A 17,542-nucleotide genomic window follows, 5' to 3' on the forward strand; every position below is an offset into this window, starting at 1 on the left:
AAGGGTATTCGCGACAAGATCAAGCTCGAGTCGACCGCAGGCACGGGTCACTTCTACACGACGACGAAGAACAAGCGCAACACGCCGGAAAAAATGTCGATCAAGAAGTTCGACCCGGTTGTTCGTAAGCACGTCGAGTACAAAGAAACCAAGATCAAGTAATTGATCGGGTTTCGAGCCTGACGAAGACAAGAAAAGCCCCGCCTTCTGGCGGGGCTTTTCTTTTTCCGGCCTCCCCTTCCTCTCTTCTGCCGCGCGTAACAGTCTTTTGCGTGCGTTTTCCCCGACTATTCGCCTTCCCGTCACGCGTACGACTTTTCGTACGCTCCCCACTCGGAGTATGCTTGCCGCTTCACCCGCCAGCGTCTGACAGCGGGCAGCGCAGAACAAAAGAGACGGAGAAGCAGGACCATGAATTTCGATGTAGCGATCGTCGGCAGCGGGCTGGCGGGATTGAGCGTCGCCCTGAACCTTGCCGAGACGCGGCGCGTGGTGGTGATCGCCAAGCGGGCGATGACCGAAGGCGCAAGCGATCGCGCGCAAGGCGGCATCGCCGCGGTGCTCGATTCGGCCGACAGCGTGGAAAACCATGTCGATGACACGCTGGTCGCCGGTGGCGGACTCTGCGACGAAAGCGCGACGCGCTACATCGTCGAGCATGGCCGCGCCGCCATCGAATGGCTGATCGCCCAGGATGTGCCCTTCACGAAGGACGCCGCCGCCGAGCTGGGTTTCCATCTTACACGCGAAGGCGGCCATAGCCATCGCCGCATCATCCACGCCGCCGACGCCACCGGTCACGCCGTCGTGCAAACGCTGCTCGAACGCGCACGCCAGCATCCGAACATCACGATCCTCGAAGATCACCAGGCGATCGACGTCATCACGTCCGACCGCCTCGGCCTGCCCGGCCGCCGCTGCCACGGCCTCTACGCGCTCGATCTGCAGAACGACCGCACCGTGACGATCCAGGCGCCGCACACCGTGCTGGCGACGGGCGGCGCGGGCAAGGTCTATCTCTATACGACCAACCCCGACACGGCCACCGGCGACGGCATCGCCATGGCCTGGCGCGCGGGCTGCCGCGTGGCGAACATGGAGTTCATCCAGTTCCACCCGACCTGCCTGTTCCATCCGCACGCCAAGTCGTTTCTGATTACCGAAGCCGTGCGCGGCGAGGGCGGCCTGCTGCGCCTGCCCGACGGCACGCGCTTTATGCCGGAGCACGATCCGCGCGCCGAACTCGCGCCGCGCGATATCGTCGCGCGCGCCATCGACTTCGAGATCAAGAAGCACGGCATCGACTGCGTGCACCTGGACATCAGCCATCAACCGGCCGCGTTCCTCGAAGAGCACTTCCCGACCGTGCTGGCGCGTTGCCGCGAGTTCGGTATCGACATCACGAAAGAGCCGATTCCGGTCGTGCCCGCCGCGCACTACACCTGCGGCGGCGTCGTCACCGATCTGGCGGGCCGCACCGATCTCGCGGGCCTGTATGCCGTCGGCGAAACCTCGTACACGGGCCTGCACGGCGCGAACCGCCTGGCCAGCAACTCGCTGCTCGAATGCCTCGTGATTGGCCGCTCGGCTGCCGAGGCGATCGAGGCCGAAGGCTTCGAGGCGGCCGCGCACGCGCCGCTGCCTGACTGGGACGAAAGCCGTGTATCGGATTCCGACGAGGAAGTTGTGGTCGCCCACAATTGGGATGAGCTGCGCCGTCTGATGTGGAATTACGTGGGCATCGTGCGCACGGACAAGCGTCTGGAGCGCGCGCAGCATCGCATTTCACTGCTGCGCGACGAAATCCAGGAGTACTACGCAAACTTCCGCGTCACGCGCGACCTGCTGGAACTGCGCAATCTGGTCGAAGTGGCTTCGCTGATCGTCGAAAGCGCGCGCTCGCGCCGCGAGAGCCGCGGGCTGCACTTCAGCCGCGACTGGCCGAACACGCTGCCCAAGGCGCTGCCGAGCGTACTGTCGCCGGAACGCGTGCGTAATCGCACGGTGTCCTGAGCGTTCGCGCCACCTACAAACGAAAAGGCCGTCTCTCGCGAGACGGCCTTTTTGCTTTTCAACGCTGAGTCGCCTAGACGATACGCATCGAAAAATCGGTCGCGCGCACGTCCTTAGTCAGCGCGCCGATGGACACACGGTCCACGCCGGTTTCCGCGATCGTGCGCACCGTATCGAAGTTCACGCCGCCCGAGACTTCGAGCACCGCGCGCCCCGCCGTGCGCTCAACCGCTTCGCGCATCATCTCGAACGAGAAGTTGTCGAGCAGCACCGACTTCGCACCATGCGCGAGCGCCGTATCGAGCTGTTCGAGCGCTTCCACTTCGATCTGGATCGGCACGCCCGCATCGAGCGCCAGCGCCGCGTCCATCGCCGCGCCCACGCCGCCTGCGGCCGCGATGTGATTTTCCTTGATGAGGATGCCGTCGTAGAGCGCGAGGCGCTGATTCGCGCCGCCGCCCACGCGAACCGCGTATTTCTGCGCGAGACGCAGACCCGGCAGCGTCTTGCGCGTGTCGAGGATGCGCGTCTGCGTGTGCGCGATCGCATCGACATAACGGCGCGTCGCGCTCGCCACGCCCGAGAGCAGTTGCAGGAAGTTCATCGCGTTGCGCTCGGCCGTGAGCAGCGAGCGCGCCGGACCGCGCAGCGAGCAGACCGGCGTGTCCGCCGTCATGCGCTCGCCTTCGCGATAGTGCCAGCGCACCTCGATGCGGGGATCGACCTGCTTCACCACGGCATCGAACCAGAGCACGCCACACAGCACAGCGTCTTCGCGCACGATGATGCGCGCATCGCGCATTTCGTCGGCTGGCACCAGACGCCCAGTCTGATCGCCTGTGCCGACATCTTCCGCCAGCGCGTCGGCGACGTTACGCGCGATCGCTTGATCGAACGCCGCGCCGTACTGCGCGCGCACTTCGGGCAGCACGGACGACAGCGCGTCCACCGCCAGCAATTCCAGTACACCCATTTACGCGGCCCCCACTTGCGAGAACAGCGCGCCATCGCGCGCGAGATCGCCGCTCGCCTGCACGCGGCGCTTGTGCTCGGCCGCGAACGCCAGCATGCGGTCGATCGGCAGACGCGCGCGCTCGCCGATGGCGGCATCGACAAAGATTTCGTTGTGACCGCGCTCCAGCACGTCGGCCAGATTCGCGAGGCCATTCATGGCCATCCACGGGCAATGCGCGCAGCTCTTGCACGTCGCGCTGTTGCCGGCCGTGGGCGCTTCGATAAAGGTCTTGCCGGGCGCGGCCAGGCGCATCTTGTGCAGGATGCCCAGATCCGTCGCGACGATGAAACGCTGCGCGTCGAGCTTCACGGCGGCGTCGATCAGCTGCGTGGTCGAGCCGACCACGTCCGCCAGCGCCACCACGCCTTCGGGCGATTCGGGGTGCACGAGCACCTTCGCATCGGGGTATTCGGCGCGCAGCAGATCAAGCTCGATGCCCTTGAACTCGTCGTGCACGAGGCAGGAGCCTTGCCAGAGCAGCATGTCGGCGCCAGTCTTCTTCTGGATGTAGTTGCCCAGATGTCGATCCGGCGCCCAGAGGATTTTTTCGCCCTTCGCGTGCAGATCGGCGACGATTTCCAGACCGATCGACGACGTGACCATCCAGTCCGCACGCGCCTTCACGGCCGCGCTGGTGTTGGCGTAGACCACCACGGTGCGATCGGGATGCTGGTCGCAGAAGGCGGAGAATTCGTCGGCGGGACAGCCCAGATCGAGCGAGCAGGTCGCGTCGAGATCCGGCATCAGGATGCGTTTGTTCGGGCTCAGGATCTTCGCGGTCTCGCCCATGAAGCGCACGCCGGCCACCACGAGCGTCTGCGCGTCGTGATCGCGGCCAAAGCGCGCCATTTCGAGCGAATCGGCCACGCAGCCGCCGGTTTCGTCGGCCAGTTCCTGCAACTCAGGATCGACGTAATAGTGCGCGACGAGCACCGCTTTCTCGCGCTTGAGCAATGCGCGGATGCGCTCCTTCAACGCAGCGCGCTCCGATGCCGAGGGCGCGTCGGGCACCTTCGCCCACGCCTGTCCGACACCGCACATCGCGCCCTGCGGTCGGTCGTATTCGACCGCTTTAATCGCCTGACTCATGATCTCCTCTACCGACCCGAGCTGGCTTTTAGCTCGCTCTGGTCCCATGCCAGTTGCTGCCCTGCCGATCGCCGCGGCATCACTGAATTTCCGCGGCCCAAAAAGAAAAACCCCGCCAACGCGGGGTTTTGTGACGTACCTGAATTCTAATGGATTTTTCCGACAGTCACGTGGGGCGCATGGGCCACCCGTGGACGGAAATCCACAGAATCAGGCGTAGCGGCGCAGACGCGACGCGAATTCCTGAAGTGCCTTGATGCCGCTTTGTTCGGCGCGATGGCACCAATCCTGGAGCTGCGTGAGCAGTTGTTCGCGCGAGGCGCTCGAACGGTCCCAGATCTGTGCGAGTTCGTTGCGCAGTTCGATGAACGTGCGCATCTTCTGGCTGTTGGCGAAAATCTGCGGCAGTTGGCGCTTTTGCGGCTCGTTCAGGCTGGCTTCTTCCTTGGCGACCCACTTGCTTGCGCCGCGCATGAGCTTGTACTTCTCGCGCTCGCCCACTTCCTTGAGGTGCGCCAGTTCCTGGCGATACGCCTGCTTCACGGCCTTTGCGTAACGCGCCATGACTTCATAGCGGTTCGACAGCACGGCCTGCAGCGTTTCATGGTCGGCTACCAGCTTGCCCTTGGCCAGACGCGGCGTGGGCGCAACCTTCTTGACCTTGGCCAGACCCACGAACGACATCAAACGGATGTACATCCAGCCGATATCGAACTCGTACCACTTGTTCGACAGCTTCGCGGAGGTCGCGAAAGTGTGGTGGTTGTTATGCAGTTCTTCGCCGCCGATGATGATGCCCCACGGGAACAGGTTCGTGCTGGCATCCGACGAGTTGAAGTTGCGATAGCCCCAGAAGTGGCCGAGACCATTCACGACGCCCGCGGCCCAGAACGGAATCCACGCCATCTGCACGGCCCAGACCGACAGACCGACCACGCCGAACAGCGCGACGTCGATCACCATCATGATGCTCACGCCGAGGATCGGGAAGCGCGTGTAGACGTTACGCTCCATCCAGTCGTTAGGCGTGCCGTGGCTGAAACGGCGCAGCGTTTCTTCGTTCTTCGCTTCGGCGCGATAGAGTTCGGCGCCTTCGAGCATCACCTTCCACAGACCGCGCGTTTGCGGGCTGTGCGGATCTTCCTCGGTCTCGCACTTCGCGTGGTGCTTGCGGTGGATTGCCGCCCACTGGCCCGTGAGCATGCCCGTGGTCATCCACAGCCAGAAACGGAAGAAATGGCTCGCGATCGGATGCAGTTCGAGCGCACGGTGCGCCTGGCAACGGTGCAGATACACCGTGACGCCGACGATCGTGATGTGCGTAGCCGCAGCCGCGCAAAGCAGGATCTGCCACCACGAGAAATGCAGCACCCCGTGGGCGAGAAAATCAAGCAGGGAATTCAACAAGGTTCGTACCCGTGAAACGAAGCGCGCCGGCCTGGGAGCCTTACGCGGTTGTCAGAAAAGTGAAAGCGTTCGAAGAGGTTGGACGGCATTCTACTAGAACCGTTCCAAGTGTTTGTAACAAATGAAGATTTTTTTCTTTAAAGACGTCCGCGTCAACGTCTGGAGACCGAAATTTAGCGCCTGGAGGCGCTTTGCCGCACCCAATTCGCACCCGATCCGGCCCTTCCAGACGTCGCCTTTTATCCTCGCCGAACACACCCATCAGCGGGTCTGGGCCGCCCCACCTGCCTCGCCGGTTTCCGCAGCAGGCGCAACAACCTGATTAACGGCAGAATTGGCATTCGGATTAACGTTCGGATTAACACCAGGCAACCCCTGCCCGATGATCCGCACCTCACGCTGCGCGAACGGAATCGAAATACCGTGCTCGTTATATAAGCGCCAGATGTTCAGGTTCACGTTCGAGCGCACGCTCGACGTCCCATTGGCCGCATCGGCAATCCAGAAACCCAGCTCCAGATTGATGCCATCCGCACCGAAGCCAGCCAGATATGGGGTCGGGGCCGGTTCGTTCAAGACCCGATCCACGCCCTCGGCCGCGCGGGCCAGCAGCGCCATCGCCTCGTCGAGATTGGTGTCGTAGGCCACCTGCACCGCGGCCTTGGCGTAACCGCGCGTCAGATACGACGACTGGTTCTGCACCACATCGGTGATCAGCTTTTCGTTCGGGATCAGCGTCTCCACGCCGTCGAGCCCGCGCACCACCGTGTAGCGCGTGCGGATCTGCGTGACCTTGCCCGCGAGTCCGCTCACGTTGATGGTGTCGCCCAGACGCAACGAGCGGTCGATCAGGATGATGAAGCCCGACACATAGTTGCTCGCAATCTTCTGCAAGCCGAAACCGAGCCCCACACCCAGCGCGCCGCCGAATACGCCCAGCACGGTAATGTCGATGCCAACGATCGACAGGCTCAGCAGGATCGCCGCGAACACCAGCAGCGCGCGTCCCACGCGCGCCAGCACGACGCGCAGATTGGCGTCGATGGTGGTCGCGCGCATCAGGCGGTCTTCGAGCGCCGCGCCCGCCCAGATCGCCACCACCATGGTCACGCCGACCCACAGCACGCCGTTGGAAAGCGACAACAGACTCACATGCGCGGTGCCGATGCGAAAGCGCACGCTCTCCATCCACTCGAGCACGTCGTCCTGGATGCCCAGCACAGTGAACAGCATGCCGAGCCAGACAATCAGCGAAACCAGCTTTTCGACGATCGACAGCCACGCGTGGGTCTGGCCATCGCGGCCAAACACACGCCGCGCAAAGAAGAACGCGATGTAGATCAGCCCGATGCCGAATAGCGGCACCAGCGCCAGATTCAGCAGCGAGGTATGGATGAAATTGCTGGAGATTTCGCGCGCGGCCCAGACGCAGCCTGCGCCGATCAGCGGGAACAATGCGCGCGAAAGGCTTTCCGCGCCGAAGCGCAGGGCCTCGTAGCGATCCTGGCGGCGCGCTTCGAGCGCGTGGCGCAACAGGCGCGCGAACAGCCAGGCGACCAGCAGCGCGCCGATCAGCACGCCGGACTGCCAGAGCATGACCGGCTGACCGAAGTCGCGGATCACGCCGCCCAGCATGTGTGAGAGCAAACGGTTTTCCATCATGAGCGCTTTCGCGTCAGGTAGTACGCAAACATAAAGAGAGAAACGACGCAGCCAAGCGACGCGGGGCCGCCCGGTCTGCACCGGACGGCCCCGCGAGACTTGCTAACCGGCCAGGCGCTGCTTATTCCAGCGCGGCGTCCGGCTCGGCGGCCTCGGGCTGCTGCGCCTTGGCGATTGCGTCGGCGGTTTCGCTGGCCGCTGCGGCTTCGTCAGGCGTGGCTTCGGCCTTGGCCTTCTTCACCTTCGGCTGCGCGTCGCCGCGGCGCTCCAGCACGGCGGCAAAGAAGCCGTCCGTCGCATGGCGGTGCGGCCACAGCGAGAAGTAGTCACCCGTGTCGAGGCCCACGCGCTGATCCGCCAGCACGTCGCGCGCGCTCACCAGCGCAAAGTCCGGATGCGCTTCGAGGAACTGCTTCACGACCGCTTCGTTTTCTGCATCCAGAATCGAGCAGGTCGCGTAGACCAGACGGCCGCCGCGCTTGAGCAGACGCGCCGCGCTCGTCAGAATCGACAGTTGCTTGGGCGCGAGTTCCGCAATCGATTCCGGCGATTGACGCCACTTCAGGTCGGGGTTGCGGCGCAGCGTGCCGAGACCCGAGCAAGGCGCGTCCACCAGCACGCGGTCGATCTTGCCGATCAGGCGCTTGATCTTCGCGTCGTGTTCGCTGTCGATCAGCACCGGATTCACGTTCGACAGGCCGCTGCGCGCAAGGCGCGGCTTAAGCTTGGCCAGACGCTTTTCCGAGACGTCGAAAGCATACAGACGGCCCGACGAGCGCATCATCGCGCCCAGCGCCAGCGTCTTGCCGCCCGCGCCCGCGCAGAAGTCCACCACCATCTCGCCGCGGCGCGGCGCAAGCAGCGTGCACAGCAACTGGCTGCCTTCGTCCTGCACTTCGAACCAGCCGTCCTTGAAGGCGTCGAGCTTCGAGAGCGCCGGCTTGCCCGTCACGCGCACGCCAAACGGCGCGAACGGCGTTTCGCCGCCCTCGATGCCGGCCTGCGAGAGCGAGCGCAGCAGTTCTTCGCGGCTTGCCTTGATGGGGTTCGCGCGCAGATCGAGCGGTGCCGGATAGTTCAGCGCGGCAGCCAGTTGCGCGAGTTCGGCGGCGTCGAAACGCTTTTCCAGCGCCTTGACGATCCAGTCGGGCAGATTGAGCTGCTGGCGCAGCGGCAGGCTCGCCGGGTCGATCTTGGCGACGTGTTCGAGCCAGCTCGCTTCAGCGTCCGAGACAAAGGGACGGATGGCGTTGCGGCCTGCCGTCGCCATCAGCCCGAGCAGCGTCAGACGGCGCGTCGGGTTGCCCGTACCGCTTTCGGCCAGGTGTGCGAACTCCATCCGACGGCGCAGTACGGCGAACACCGCTTCGGCGATCACGCCGCGCTCGGCGTGGCCAAGCTTCGGATGTTCGCGGAAAAAGCGGCTCGTCGCCGCATCGGCGGGACCGGTGAATTTCAAAACGTCGGCCAGCAACGTCTCAGTTTGTCCAATCAAAAAACCATGTAGCCTCATGCGCCCTCCCCGGCGGTGTGTGCTTGTGTTTCGTTTGCGTCGTCAAGGAAGAGCCATTGCGGCTCGGGTGGCGTGAGCGTCACGCGTTCGCCGTCGAGCGCGAGGCGCCCTTCGACGAACCAGCGGATCGCCCGCGGATACATCGTGTGTTCGGTCTTCAGCACGCGCGCGGCAAGCGTAGCGGCATCGTCGCCGGTGCGCACCGGCACCGCCGACTGCGCCACGATCGGACCATGATCGAGCGTGGGCGTGACAAAATGCACTGTGGCGCCATGCACGCGGCAGCCTGCGTCGAGCGCGCCTTGATGCGTCTTGAGGCCCGGAAAGCTCGGCAGCAGCGACGGGTGGATGTTGAGCATCCGGCCCGAATAATGCTGCACGAACGTCTCGGTCAGCACGCGCATGAAACCCGCGAGCACGACGAGGTCGGGCGCAAAAGTATCGATGGTCTGCGCGAGTGCCGCGTCGAAGCTGGCGCGATCAGGATACTGGCGATGATCGACCACCGCCGTGGCGATGCCGTGCGAGGCTGCAAAGGCAAGCCCCGCGGCATCCGGGCGGTTGGCAATCACGGCGGCGATGCGCGCGCTCCAGGCCTCGTGCGCACAGGCGCGCACGATGGCTTCCATGTTGCTGCCCCGCCCTGAAATCAGGATAACGAGATTTTTCATCCGCGGATTTTATCATTGGGCGGCCCCCCCAACGCTCGGGCGGCGGCGATCGGGCTCCCGTGCGTTTATAATCTTCTGTTTCGTCGCGGCCACCCCGCCGTGTAACTGGTCTCATTCGGTCATATTCAGGGCGCCCGGCCGGCGTCCCCTCAGGTCCCGTTATCGTGAGAGTCTTCCGCGGTCTTCCCAATGCCGAAAGCCGCGCGCCCTGCGCGCTCACCATCGGCAATTTCGACGGTGTCCACCGCGGGCATCAGGCGTTGCTCGCGCGCGTGCGCGAAGCCGCCGACGCGCGCGGCCTGCCCGTCTGCGTGATGACCTTCGAGCCGCATCCGCGCGAGTTCTTCAACCCGGCAAGCGCCCCGCCGCGCATCGCCATGCTGCGCGACAAGCTCGAAGCGCTGCGCGAGAACGGCGTGGACCGCGTGGTGGTCGAGCATTTCAACCACACCTTCGCGAGCCAGTCGCCGGACGACTTCGTCTCGCGCATCATCGTGGGCGGACTGCACGCGCGCTGGATGATGATCGGCGACGACTTCCGCTACGGCGCGAAGCGCGCGGGCGACTTCGCCTCGCTGCAGGTCGCCGGCGCGGAGCACGGCTTCGAAGTCGAGCAGATGGCGACCGTGGCCGACCCCTCGGGCGTGCGCATTTCCAGCTCGGCCGTGCGCACGCAGCTCGCAGCGGGCGACCTGGACGCCGCGCGCGCCTCGCTCGGCCGCGGCTACGAAATCAGCGGACACGTCACGCACGGCCTGAAGCTGGGCCGCGATCTGGGCTTTCCCACCCTGAACCTGCCGATCGGCCACAAGCGCCCGGCGCTCAAGGGCATTTTCGTCGTGCAGGTGCATGGTCTGGCCGATCATCCGCTGCCCGGCGTGGCGAGCCTCGGCCTGCGCCCGACCGTGGACGATTCGGGCCGCGTGCTGCTCGAAGTGCATCTGCTCGACTGGCACGGCAACGCGTATGGCAAGCTCGTGCGCGTCGAATTCCTCAAGAAGCTGCGCGACGAGGAAAAATTCGCCGACCTCGAAACACTCACCGCCGCCATCGCGCGCGATGTGACTAACGCCCGCGCATGGTTCGCCGCCGCGGGCGCACACGTGAGCGGCGGCGCTTCCACCGGTTTCGCCACCTCGGCGACCGACCGAATTAGGTGACTTGCGGTCCGCGAGCGCCGCGTCAGGCTTCATGCCTTGCGCGACGCCCGCCTGGACCGCCCCGCCCCAGGCGCCTGCTGCGGCATAGTCCGCAAACGGCGCGCGAGGCGACGGTTGCGCGGCCTGGCCGCAATGCTGACGCCGTGCATCCTCGAATTCACCGTGATCTCACCATGAGCGACAAGAAAGCATCCTCCGGCAAGCCGCAGAAGTCCGAATCGAAGTACCCCGTCAACCTGCTCGACACCGCATTCCCGATGCGTGGCGACCTGCCCAAACGCGAGCCGCAATGGGTCAAGGAGTGGGAAGAAAAGGGGATCTACAAGAAGATCCGCGCCGCCTCGAAGGGCCGCAAGAAGTTCATCCTGCACGATGGCCCGCCGTATGCGAACGGCGACATCCACCTCGGCCACGCGGTGAACAAGATCTTGAAGGACATGATCGTCAAGGCGCGCAATCTGGCGGGCTACGACGCGGTCTACGTGCCGGGCTGGGATTGCCACGGCATGCCGATCGAAATCCAGATCGAAAAGCAGTTCGGCAAGTCGCTGCCCGCCCAGGAAGTGATGAAGAAGGCGCGCGAGTACGCGTCGGGCCAGATCGAGACGCAGAAGGCGGGCTTCAAGCGCCTGGGCGTGCTGGGCGACTGGGACAACCCGTACAAGACCATGAACTTCGCGAACGAGGCGGGCGAAATCCGCGCACTCGCGAAGATCATCGAAAAGGGTTATGTGTTCCGCGGCCTGAAGCCCGTGAACTGGTGCTTCGACTGCGGCTCGGCGCTCGCTGAGGCGGAAGTCGAGTACAAGGACAAGACCGACCCGACCATCGACGTGCTGTTCACCTTCGCACAGCCGGCTGAAACGGCGGCGGCCTTCGGCCTGCCCGCCCTGCCGCGCGAAGAAGGCGGCATCGTCATCTGGACCACCACGCCCTGGACGATCCCGTCGAACCAGGCGCTCAACGTGCATCCGGAAATCGAGTACGCGCTGGTCGATACGCCGCGCGGCCTGCTGATTTTCGCCACCGAGCGCGTCGAAGCGTGTCTGAAGGACTTCGGCCTCGAAGGCACGGTGATCGCCACCACCCAGGGCGAGAAGCTCTCGCTGCTGCGCTTTAACCACCCGCTCGCTTCGGCGCATCCGGGCTACCAGCGCACTTCGCCGATTTACCTCGGCGATTACGTGACGACCGACACCGGCACGGGCATCGTGCACTCGGCGCCCGCCTACGGCGTGGAAGACTTCGTGTCGTGCAAGGCGCACAACATGGCGGACTCGGACATCATCAGCCCGGTGATGGGCGATGGCCGTTACGTCGAATCGCTGCCGCTGTTCGGCGGCCTGTCGATCTGGGACGCGAATCCGAAGATCGTCGACGCGCTCGACGCCGCCGGCACGCTGCTGCGCAGCGAAAAGTACCTGCACAGCTATATGCACTGCTGGCGCCACAAGACGCCCATCATCTACCGCGCCACCTCGCAGTGGTTCGCGGGCATGGACGTTGCACCGAAGGACGGCGGCAAGACGCTGCGCGAAACCGCGCTCGAAGGCATCGAAGCCACCGCGTTCTACCCGTCGTGGGGCAAGCAGCGCCTGTTCTCGATGATCGCCAACCGCCCGGACTGGACGCTCTCGCGCCAGCGCCAATGGGGCGTGCCGATGGCCTTCTTCGTGCACAAGGAAACCGGCGAGCTGCATCCGCGCACGCTGGAGCTGCTTGAAGAAGTCGCGCAACGCGTCGAAAAGTCCGGCATCGAAGCCTGGCAGACGCTCGATGCACGCGAATTGCTCGGCGACGACGCGAACCTGTACGAGAAGAACCGCGACACGCTCGACGTGTGGTTCGACTCGGGCACGACGCACTGGCATGTGCTGCGCGGCTCGCACAAGGACGATCTGCAATTCCCGGCCGACCTGTACCTGGAAGGCTCGGACCAGCATCGCGGCTGGTTCCACTCGTCGCTGCTCACGGCTTCCATGCTCGACGGCCGCCCGCCGTACAACGCCCTGCTCACGCACGGCTTCACCGTCGACGGCGAAGGCCGCAAGATGTCGAAGTCGCTCGGCAACGGCGTCGATCCGCATGAAGTGGCGAACCGTCTGGGCGCGGAAATCATCCGTCTGTGGATTGCCTCGACCGACTACTCGGGCGAACTGGCGATCTCGGAAGAAATCTTGAAGCGCGTGACGGAAGGCTATCGCCGTATCCGCAACACGCTGCGCTTCCTGCTCTCGAACCTGTCGGACTTCGACTTCGAAAAGCACGCGCTGCCCGCGGACCAGTGGCTCGAAATCGACCGTTACGCCGTGGCGCTCACGCACACGCTGCAAAACGACGTGCTCTCGCACTACGACCGCTACGAATTCCACCCGGTCGTGGCGAAGCTGCAGACGTTCTGCTCGGAAGATCTCGGCGGCTTCTATCTCGACGTGCTGAAGGACCGCCTCTACACGAGCGCGCCGGATTCGGCCGCCCGTCGCGGTGCGCAGACGGCGTTGCATCACATCACGCACAGCCTGCTGCGTATCCTCGCGCCGTTCCTCTCGTTCACGGCCGAAGAAGCGTGGAAGGTGTTCCAGCCGCAAAGCGAAACCATCTTCACCGAGACCTTCCACGCGTTCCCGGACGTCGCGGGCGCGCCGGAACTGATCGCGAAGTGGACGCTGCTGCGCGAAGTGCGCGGCAACGTGACGAAGGCGCTGGAAGAGGCGCGCGTGGCGAACCAGATCGGCTCGTCGCTGCAGGCCGAAGTGCGCATCCTCGCAAGCGGCGCGCGCTATGACGCGCTGCAGAGCCTGGGCGACGATCTCAAGTTCGTGCTCATCACCTCGGCGGCGGAAGTCGTGAAGGTGGAGAACGAAGCGGACGAAGGCGTCGAAGTGGTGACCTCGAAGTACCTCAAGTGCGAGCGCTGCTGGCACTACCGCGAGGACGTGGGCGCAAACGCCGAGCATCCGGGTCTGTGCGGCCGCTGCGTGGTCAATCTGTTCGGTAACGGCGAAAACCGGAGCGCGGCGTAATGGCCAAGAGCGTGTCGAAACAGTTCAAGTCGAACGGCGCCAATGGCGCTAACGGAGCGAAGGGCACGCTCGTGCCCTGGCTCGGCATCGCGCTGATCGTGATCCTCGCGGACCAGCTCACGAAGATCGCCATCTCCAAGGTGTTCGCTTACGGCGAAGGCCGCGTGATCACGCCGTTCTTCAATCTCGTGCTGGTGTACAACAAGGGCGCGGCGTTCAGCTTCCTCGCGGCCGCCGGCGGCTGGCAGCGCTGGGCCTTCACGGCGCTGGGCGTCGTGGCGGCCGTGGTGATCGGCTATCTGCTCAAGCGTCATGCGGGGCAGCGCCTCTTCTGCACGGCGCTGGCGCTGATCCTGGGCGGCGCGCTGGGCAACGTGCTCGACCGCCTGATGTACGGCCATGTGATCGACTTCCTGGACTTCCATCTGGGCCTGTCGCACTGGCCCGCGTTCAACGTCGCGGATAGCGCCATCACCGTGGGCGCCGTGCTGCTGGTGTTCGACGAACTGCGCCGTGTGCGCGGTTCGCGCTAAACCCAACGTTTGCGAACCAGACGGGCGAGACAGAGGAGACCTGCCTTGAACACCTCCGCAGCAACGCCGGGCGAGCTGGCCGGACGCCATCTCGTGCTCGGCATGTCGGGCGGCATCGCCTGCTACAAGATCGCCGAACTCACGCGCCTGCTGACCAAGGCCGGCGCGACCGTGCAGATCGTGATGACGGAAGCCGCCACGCAGTTCATCACGCCCGTGACGATGCAGGCGCTCTCGGGGCGCCCCGTCTACACGAGCCAGTGGGACGGCCGCGTGCCCAACAACATGGCGCACATCGACCTGTCGCGCGAAGCGGATGCGATCGTCATCGCGCCCGCCTCGACCGACTTCATCGCCAAGCTCGCCAACGGTTTCGCCGACGATCTGCTCTCGACGCTGTGCGTCGCGCGCGATTGTCCGCTGCTGGTGGTGCCGGCCATGAACCGGCAGATGTGGCAGAACCCCGCCACGCAGCGCAACGTCGCGCAGATCCGCGCCGACGGCATCGAAACGCTCGGCCCCGATTCCGGCCCGCAGGCTTGCGGCGAGGTCGGTGACGGGCGCATGCTGGAGCCGGAAGCGGTCTATGAAGCGATCGTCGCGTTCTTCGCGCCCAAGGTGCTCGCCGGCCGCAAGCTGCTGATCACCGCCGGGCCGACCTTCGAACCGCTCGATCCGGTGCGCGGCATCACCAACCGCTCGAGCGGCAAGATGGGTTTCGCGCTCGCGCGAGCCGCGCAGCAGGCGGGCGCCGACGTGCATCTGGTCGCGGGTCCGGTCGCGCTGGAAACGCCGTGGGGCGTGGTCCGCGAGAACGTGCAGACCGCGCAGCAGATGTATGACGCCGTGATGCGCGGCGTGCCGGATGCCGATGTCTTTATCGGCGTGGCGGCGGTGGCCGACTGGCGCGTCGATCACGTCGCGGAACACAAGATCAAGAAGACGGCAGACAAGCGCATTCCGGGCTTCAATTTCGTCGAGAACCCCGACATTCTCGCCTCGGTCGCGGCACTGCCGCACCCGCCCTACTGCGTGGGCTTCGCGGCGGAAAGCGGCGACCTGGACGTGCACGGCGAAGAAAAGCGCGCGCGCAAGAAGGTGCCGCTGTTGATCGGTAATCTTGGCCCGCTCACCTTCGGCCAGGACGACAATGAAGTCGTGCTGTTCGAAGCCAGCGGCCGCACGCCGCTGCCGCGCGCGGCCAAGATCACGCTCGCGCAGACGCTGATCGCCGAAATCGCGAAACGTCTGCCGGACACAGGCATCCTGTCCTGACGCAGTCGGCGACGCGCGCCGTGCTGCCACCCCCGCAGCACGGGCAACGCGTCGCGCGCACGTCGCTCAGGGCACGTAGTTGAAGGAGCCGTACTGCCATGACACTGCTTTCCGTACTGGACCAGTCGCCCGTGATCGCCGGGCACAGCGCGGCGGACGCCATCGCCGCCACTATCGAGCTTGCGCAACTGGCCGATGACCTCGGCTACACGCGCTACTGGTGCGCCGAGCACCATGGCCTGCTGGGGGTGTGCAACCCCTGCCCCGAAGTCATGCTCGCGCGTCTGGGCAGCGTGACGAAGCGCATCCGCATCGGCTCCGGCGGCATCATGCTGCCGTACTACAGCCCGTTCAAGGTCGCCGAGCAGTTCATGATGCTCGAAGCGCTGTTTCCGGGCCGCATCGATCTGGGCGTGGGCCGCGCACCCGGCGGCGACATGCGCACCGCGCAGGCGGTAGCGGCCGGCGCCTACAATCGCGGCGACCAGTTCGCGCAGCAGGTGCAGGATCTCGTCGGGCTGATGGACGGCACGCTCGCGTCCGGCCATCTGGCGCACGGCGTGGTGCTGCAACCGCAGATCGCCACGCGCCCGCAGCTCTGGGTGTTGGGCTCCAGCGACTTTGGCGGCGACCTCGCCGCGCAACTGGGCTTGCGCTTCACGTTCGCGCATTTCATCAACGCGCACTTCGGCCATCTGGTGGCGAACGCTTATCGCGAGCGCTTCCAGCCGGGCCATGAAGCGAAACCGTATCTGGCCTGCGCCGTGTTCGCGATCTGCGCCGATACCGAAGCCGAAGCCGCCGACCTCGAAAAAGCCGTCGATCTACGCCGCGTGCAGATGGCCTACGGCCTGAACGCGCCGGTCCCGAGCCTCGAACAAGGCCGCGCGCAGGAATACGGCGAGCGCGAGCAGATCGTGATCGATCGCGAGAAGCCGCGCAGCATCATCGGCACGCCCGAGAGCGTCACGGAACGCCTGCACGCGCTGCAAGAGCGTTTTGGCGCCGACGAACTCGTCGTGCTCACCGTCGCGGGCAGCTACAAGGCGCGCCTGCGCTCCTACGAATTGCTCGCCGGGGCGTTTGATTTATCCGCGCAAACGCCTCGATCAAACTGACTTAACCGACTACCCCAACCTCACCCATGAAAATCGACGTCAAGATCCTCAACGAACGCATGCGCGACCAGCTGCCCCACTACGCAACGCCTGGCAGCGCGGGCCTCGATCTGCGTGCGTGTCTCGATGCGCCGGTCACGCTCGAACCGGGCGAAACGAAGCTGATCCCGACGGGCCTCGCGATCCATCTCGCCGATCCGGGCTACGCCGCGCTGATCCTGCCGCGTTCGGGCCTTGGCCACAAGCACGGCATCGTGCTCGGCAACCTGGTCGGCCTGATCGACTCGGACTACCAGGGTGAACTGATGATCTCCACCTGGAACCGCGGCCACACCACCTTCACGCTGAACCCGCTGGAGCGTCTCGCGCAGCTCGTGATCGTGCCGGTCGTGCAGGCGCAGTTCAATCTCGTCGATGATTTCGAAGCGAGCCAACGCGGTGAAGGCGGCTTCGGCAGCACCGGCAAGCACTGAGCGCTTCGCCTCTTTGCAGCAACAAAAAAGCACGCTCGAGGGCGTGCTTTTTTGCGTCTATCGCGCGGCGTTCGTTGCGGCCGCAACTTCATGCCGACGCCGGTACCACAGCAGATAGACGACCGTCAGCGCCACAAGGAACGCCACGCCGTACGCGAGCGTCATGCGGAATTCGCGCGTAAACGCCGTGCCGACCAGAATCCCCAGCATCAGCAGCGCGCCCAGCACGCTCGTGAACGGGAAACCCCACATGCGGAATTTCAGCGGCTCGCCGGTGTTTTTCACGCGGAAGAAAATCTGCGTGACGAAGATCATGAGCCACGTGAACATCGCGCCGAACATGGCGATCGACATCATCAGCGTGAACGCCGTTTGCGGCCAAAGCGCGTTGAGCACCGCCGACACCGCGATGCCGATGGTCGAGAGCGACAGCGCCGCCGTCGGCACGCCCTGGCGCGTGAGACGGCCGAACACGGCGGGCGCATAGCCCGCGCGCGAAAGGCTGAACATCATGCGCGTGGTGATGTAGAGCTGGCTGTTCATCGCCGAAAGCGCGGCCACCAGCACGATGAAGTTGATCGCGCCCGCCG

General features: G+C 64.9%; 15 protein-coding genes. 8 read left to right on the forward strand and 7 right to left on the reverse strand.

The genetic code is table 11. From position 1 onward, the window contains the following. On the forward strand, positions 1-162 hold a 162-nt coding region (gene rpmG / locus VG320_RS14270), incomplete at its 5' end, for a 50S ribosomal protein L33 (RefSeq protein WP_327200763.1). A gap of 249 nt (positions 163-411) precedes the next feature. Next, positions 412-2,013 carry an L-aspartate oxidase gene (gene nadB / locus VG320_RS14275; RefSeq protein WP_327200750.1) on the forward strand — a complete coding sequence of 534 codons (1,602 nt, stop codon included), beginning with the start codon at positions 412-414 and terminating at the stop codon, positions 2,011-2,013. Between the two features lie 73 nt (positions 2,014-2,086). On the opposite strand, the gene nadC is transcribed toward nadB, so the two are convergent. The 6 genes from nadC to purN form a co-directional block, all read right to left on the reverse strand. Further along, positions 2,087-2,986: a carboxylating nicotinate-nucleotide diphosphorylase gene (gene nadC, locus VG320_RS14280; RefSeq protein WP_327200751.1), complete on the reverse strand. Its 900-nt coding sequence runs from the start codon at positions 2,984-2,986 to the stop codon at positions 2,087-2,089. Continuing rightward, entirely contained in the window at positions 2,987-4,117 is a 1,131-nt protein-coding gene (gene nadA / locus VG320_RS14285; protein WP_327200752.1) for a quinolinate synthase NadA, read from the reverse strand. 210 nt (positions 4,118-4,327) lie between these two features. After that, complete coding sequence (locus VG320_RS14290; protein ID WP_327200753.1) at positions 4,328-5,524, reverse strand: DesA family fatty acid desaturase; 1,197 nt, start codon at positions 5,522-5,524, stop codon at positions 4,328-4,330. Between the two features lie 261 nt (positions 5,525-5,785). Continuing rightward, on the reverse strand, positions 5,786-7,183 hold the full coding sequence (locus VG320_RS14295) for a mechanosensitive ion channel family protein (protein ID WP_327200764.1): 1,398 nt from the start codon (positions 7,181-7,183) through the stop codon (positions 5,786-5,788). A gap of 124 nt (positions 7,184-7,307) precedes the next feature. Next, positions 7,308-8,699, reverse strand: a complete 1,392-nt coding sequence (locus VG320_RS14300; RefSeq protein ID WP_327200754.1) for an RsmB/NOP family class I SAM-dependent RNA methyltransferase — start codon at positions 8,697-8,699, stop codon at positions 7,308-7,310. Then, on the reverse strand, positions 8,696-9,370 hold the full coding sequence (gene purN, locus VG320_RS14305) for a phosphoribosylglycinamide formyltransferase (RefSeq protein ID WP_327200755.1): 675 nt from the start codon (positions 9,368-9,370) through the stop codon (positions 8,696-8,698). Before purN ends, VG320_RS14300 begins: the two co-directional genes overlap by 4 nt. Before the next feature lie 164 nt (positions 9,371-9,534). On the opposite strand from purN, the gene VG320_RS14310 reads away from it, so the two are divergent. From VG320_RS14310 to dut, 6 genes are all read left to right on the forward strand, one after another. Then, positions 9,535-10,530 carry a bifunctional riboflavin kinase/FAD synthetase gene (locus tag VG320_RS14310; RefSeq protein ID WP_327200756.1) on the forward strand — a complete coding sequence of 332 codons (996 nt, stop codon included), beginning with the start codon at positions 9,535-9,537 and terminating at the stop codon, positions 10,528-10,530. Between the two features lie 173 nt (positions 10,531-10,703). Further along, positions 10,704-13,553, forward strand: coding sequence for an isoleucine--tRNA ligase (ileS, locus tag VG320_RS14315; protein WP_327200757.1), 2,850 nt, complete (start codon positions 10,704-10,706; stop codon positions 13,551-13,553). Further along, positions 13,553-14,086: a signal peptidase II gene (gene lspA, locus VG320_RS14320; RefSeq protein WP_327200758.1), complete on the forward strand. Its 534-nt coding sequence runs from the start codon at positions 13,553-13,555 to the stop codon at positions 14,084-14,086. The genes ileS and lspA overlap by 1 nt, the downstream gene beginning before the upstream one ends. 45 nt (positions 14,087-14,131) lie before the next feature. After that, positions 14,132-15,361: a bifunctional phosphopantothenoylcysteine decarboxylase/phosphopantothenate--cysteine ligase CoaBC gene (gene coaBC / locus VG320_RS14325; protein ID WP_327200759.1), complete on the forward strand. Its 1,230-nt coding sequence runs from the start codon at positions 14,132-14,134 to the stop codon at positions 15,359-15,361. A 98-nt stretch (positions 15,362-15,459) separates the two neighbouring features. After that, positions 15,460-16,479, forward strand: coding sequence for an LLM class flavin-dependent oxidoreductase (locus VG320_RS14330; RefSeq protein WP_327200760.1), 1,020 nt, complete (start codon positions 15,460-15,462; stop codon positions 16,477-16,479). Between the two features lie 26 nt (positions 16,480-16,505). Continuing rightward, positions 16,506-16,952 (forward strand): dUTP diphosphatase, encoded by a 447-nt coding sequence (dut, locus tag VG320_RS14335; protein ID WP_327200761.1) that lies wholly within the window; start codon positions 16,506-16,508, stop codon positions 16,950-16,952. A gap of 57 nt (positions 16,953-17,009) precedes the next feature. Here the strand turns inward: dut and VG320_RS14340 are convergent. Then, on the reverse strand, positions 17,010-17,542 hold a 533-nt coding region (locus VG320_RS14340; RefSeq protein WP_327200762.1), incomplete at its 5' end, for an amino acid permease.

The organism is Paraburkholderia sp., assembly GCF_035948235.1.
Lineage (GTDB): Bacteria > Pseudomonadota > Gammaproteobacteria > Burkholderiales > Burkholderiaceae > Paraburkholderia.

Coding starts and splice junctions, on each gene's coding strand:
- nadB (WP_327200750.1), top strand. CDS start 412: ATGAATTTCGATGTAGCGATCGTCGGCAGCGGGCTGGCGGGATTGAGC.
- ileS (WP_327200757.1), top strand. CDS start 10,704: ATGAGCGACAAGAAAGCATCCTCCGGCAAGCCGCAGAAGTCCGAATCG.
- VG320_RS14300 (WP_327200754.1), bottom strand. CDS start 8,699: ATGAGGCTACATGGTTTTTTGATTGGACAAACTGAGACGTTGCTGGCC.
- VG320_RS14295 (WP_327200764.1), bottom strand. CDS start 7,183: ATGGAAAACCGTTTGCTCTCACACATGCTGGGCGGCGTGATCCGCGAC.
- nadC (WP_327200751.1), bottom strand. CDS start 2,986: ATGGGTGTACTGGAATTGCTGGCGGTGGACGCGCTGTCGTCCGTGCTG.
- lspA (WP_327200758.1), top strand. CDS start 13,553: ATGGCCAAGAGCGTGTCGAAACAGTTCAAGTCGAACGGCGCCAATGGC.
- purN (WP_327200755.1), bottom strand. CDS start 9,370: ATGAAAAATCTCGTTATCCTGATTTCAGGGCGGGGCAGCAACATGGAA.
- dut (WP_327200761.1), top strand. CDS start 16,506: ATGAAAATCGACGTCAAGATCCTCAACGAACGCATGCGCGACCAGCTG.
- nadA (WP_327200752.1), bottom strand. CDS start 4,117: ATGAGTCAGGCGATTAAAGCGGTCGAATACGACCGACCGCAGGGCGCG.
- VG320_RS14330 (WP_327200760.1), top strand. CDS start 15,460: ATGACACTGCTTTCCGTACTGGACCAGTCGCCCGTGATCGCCGGGCAC.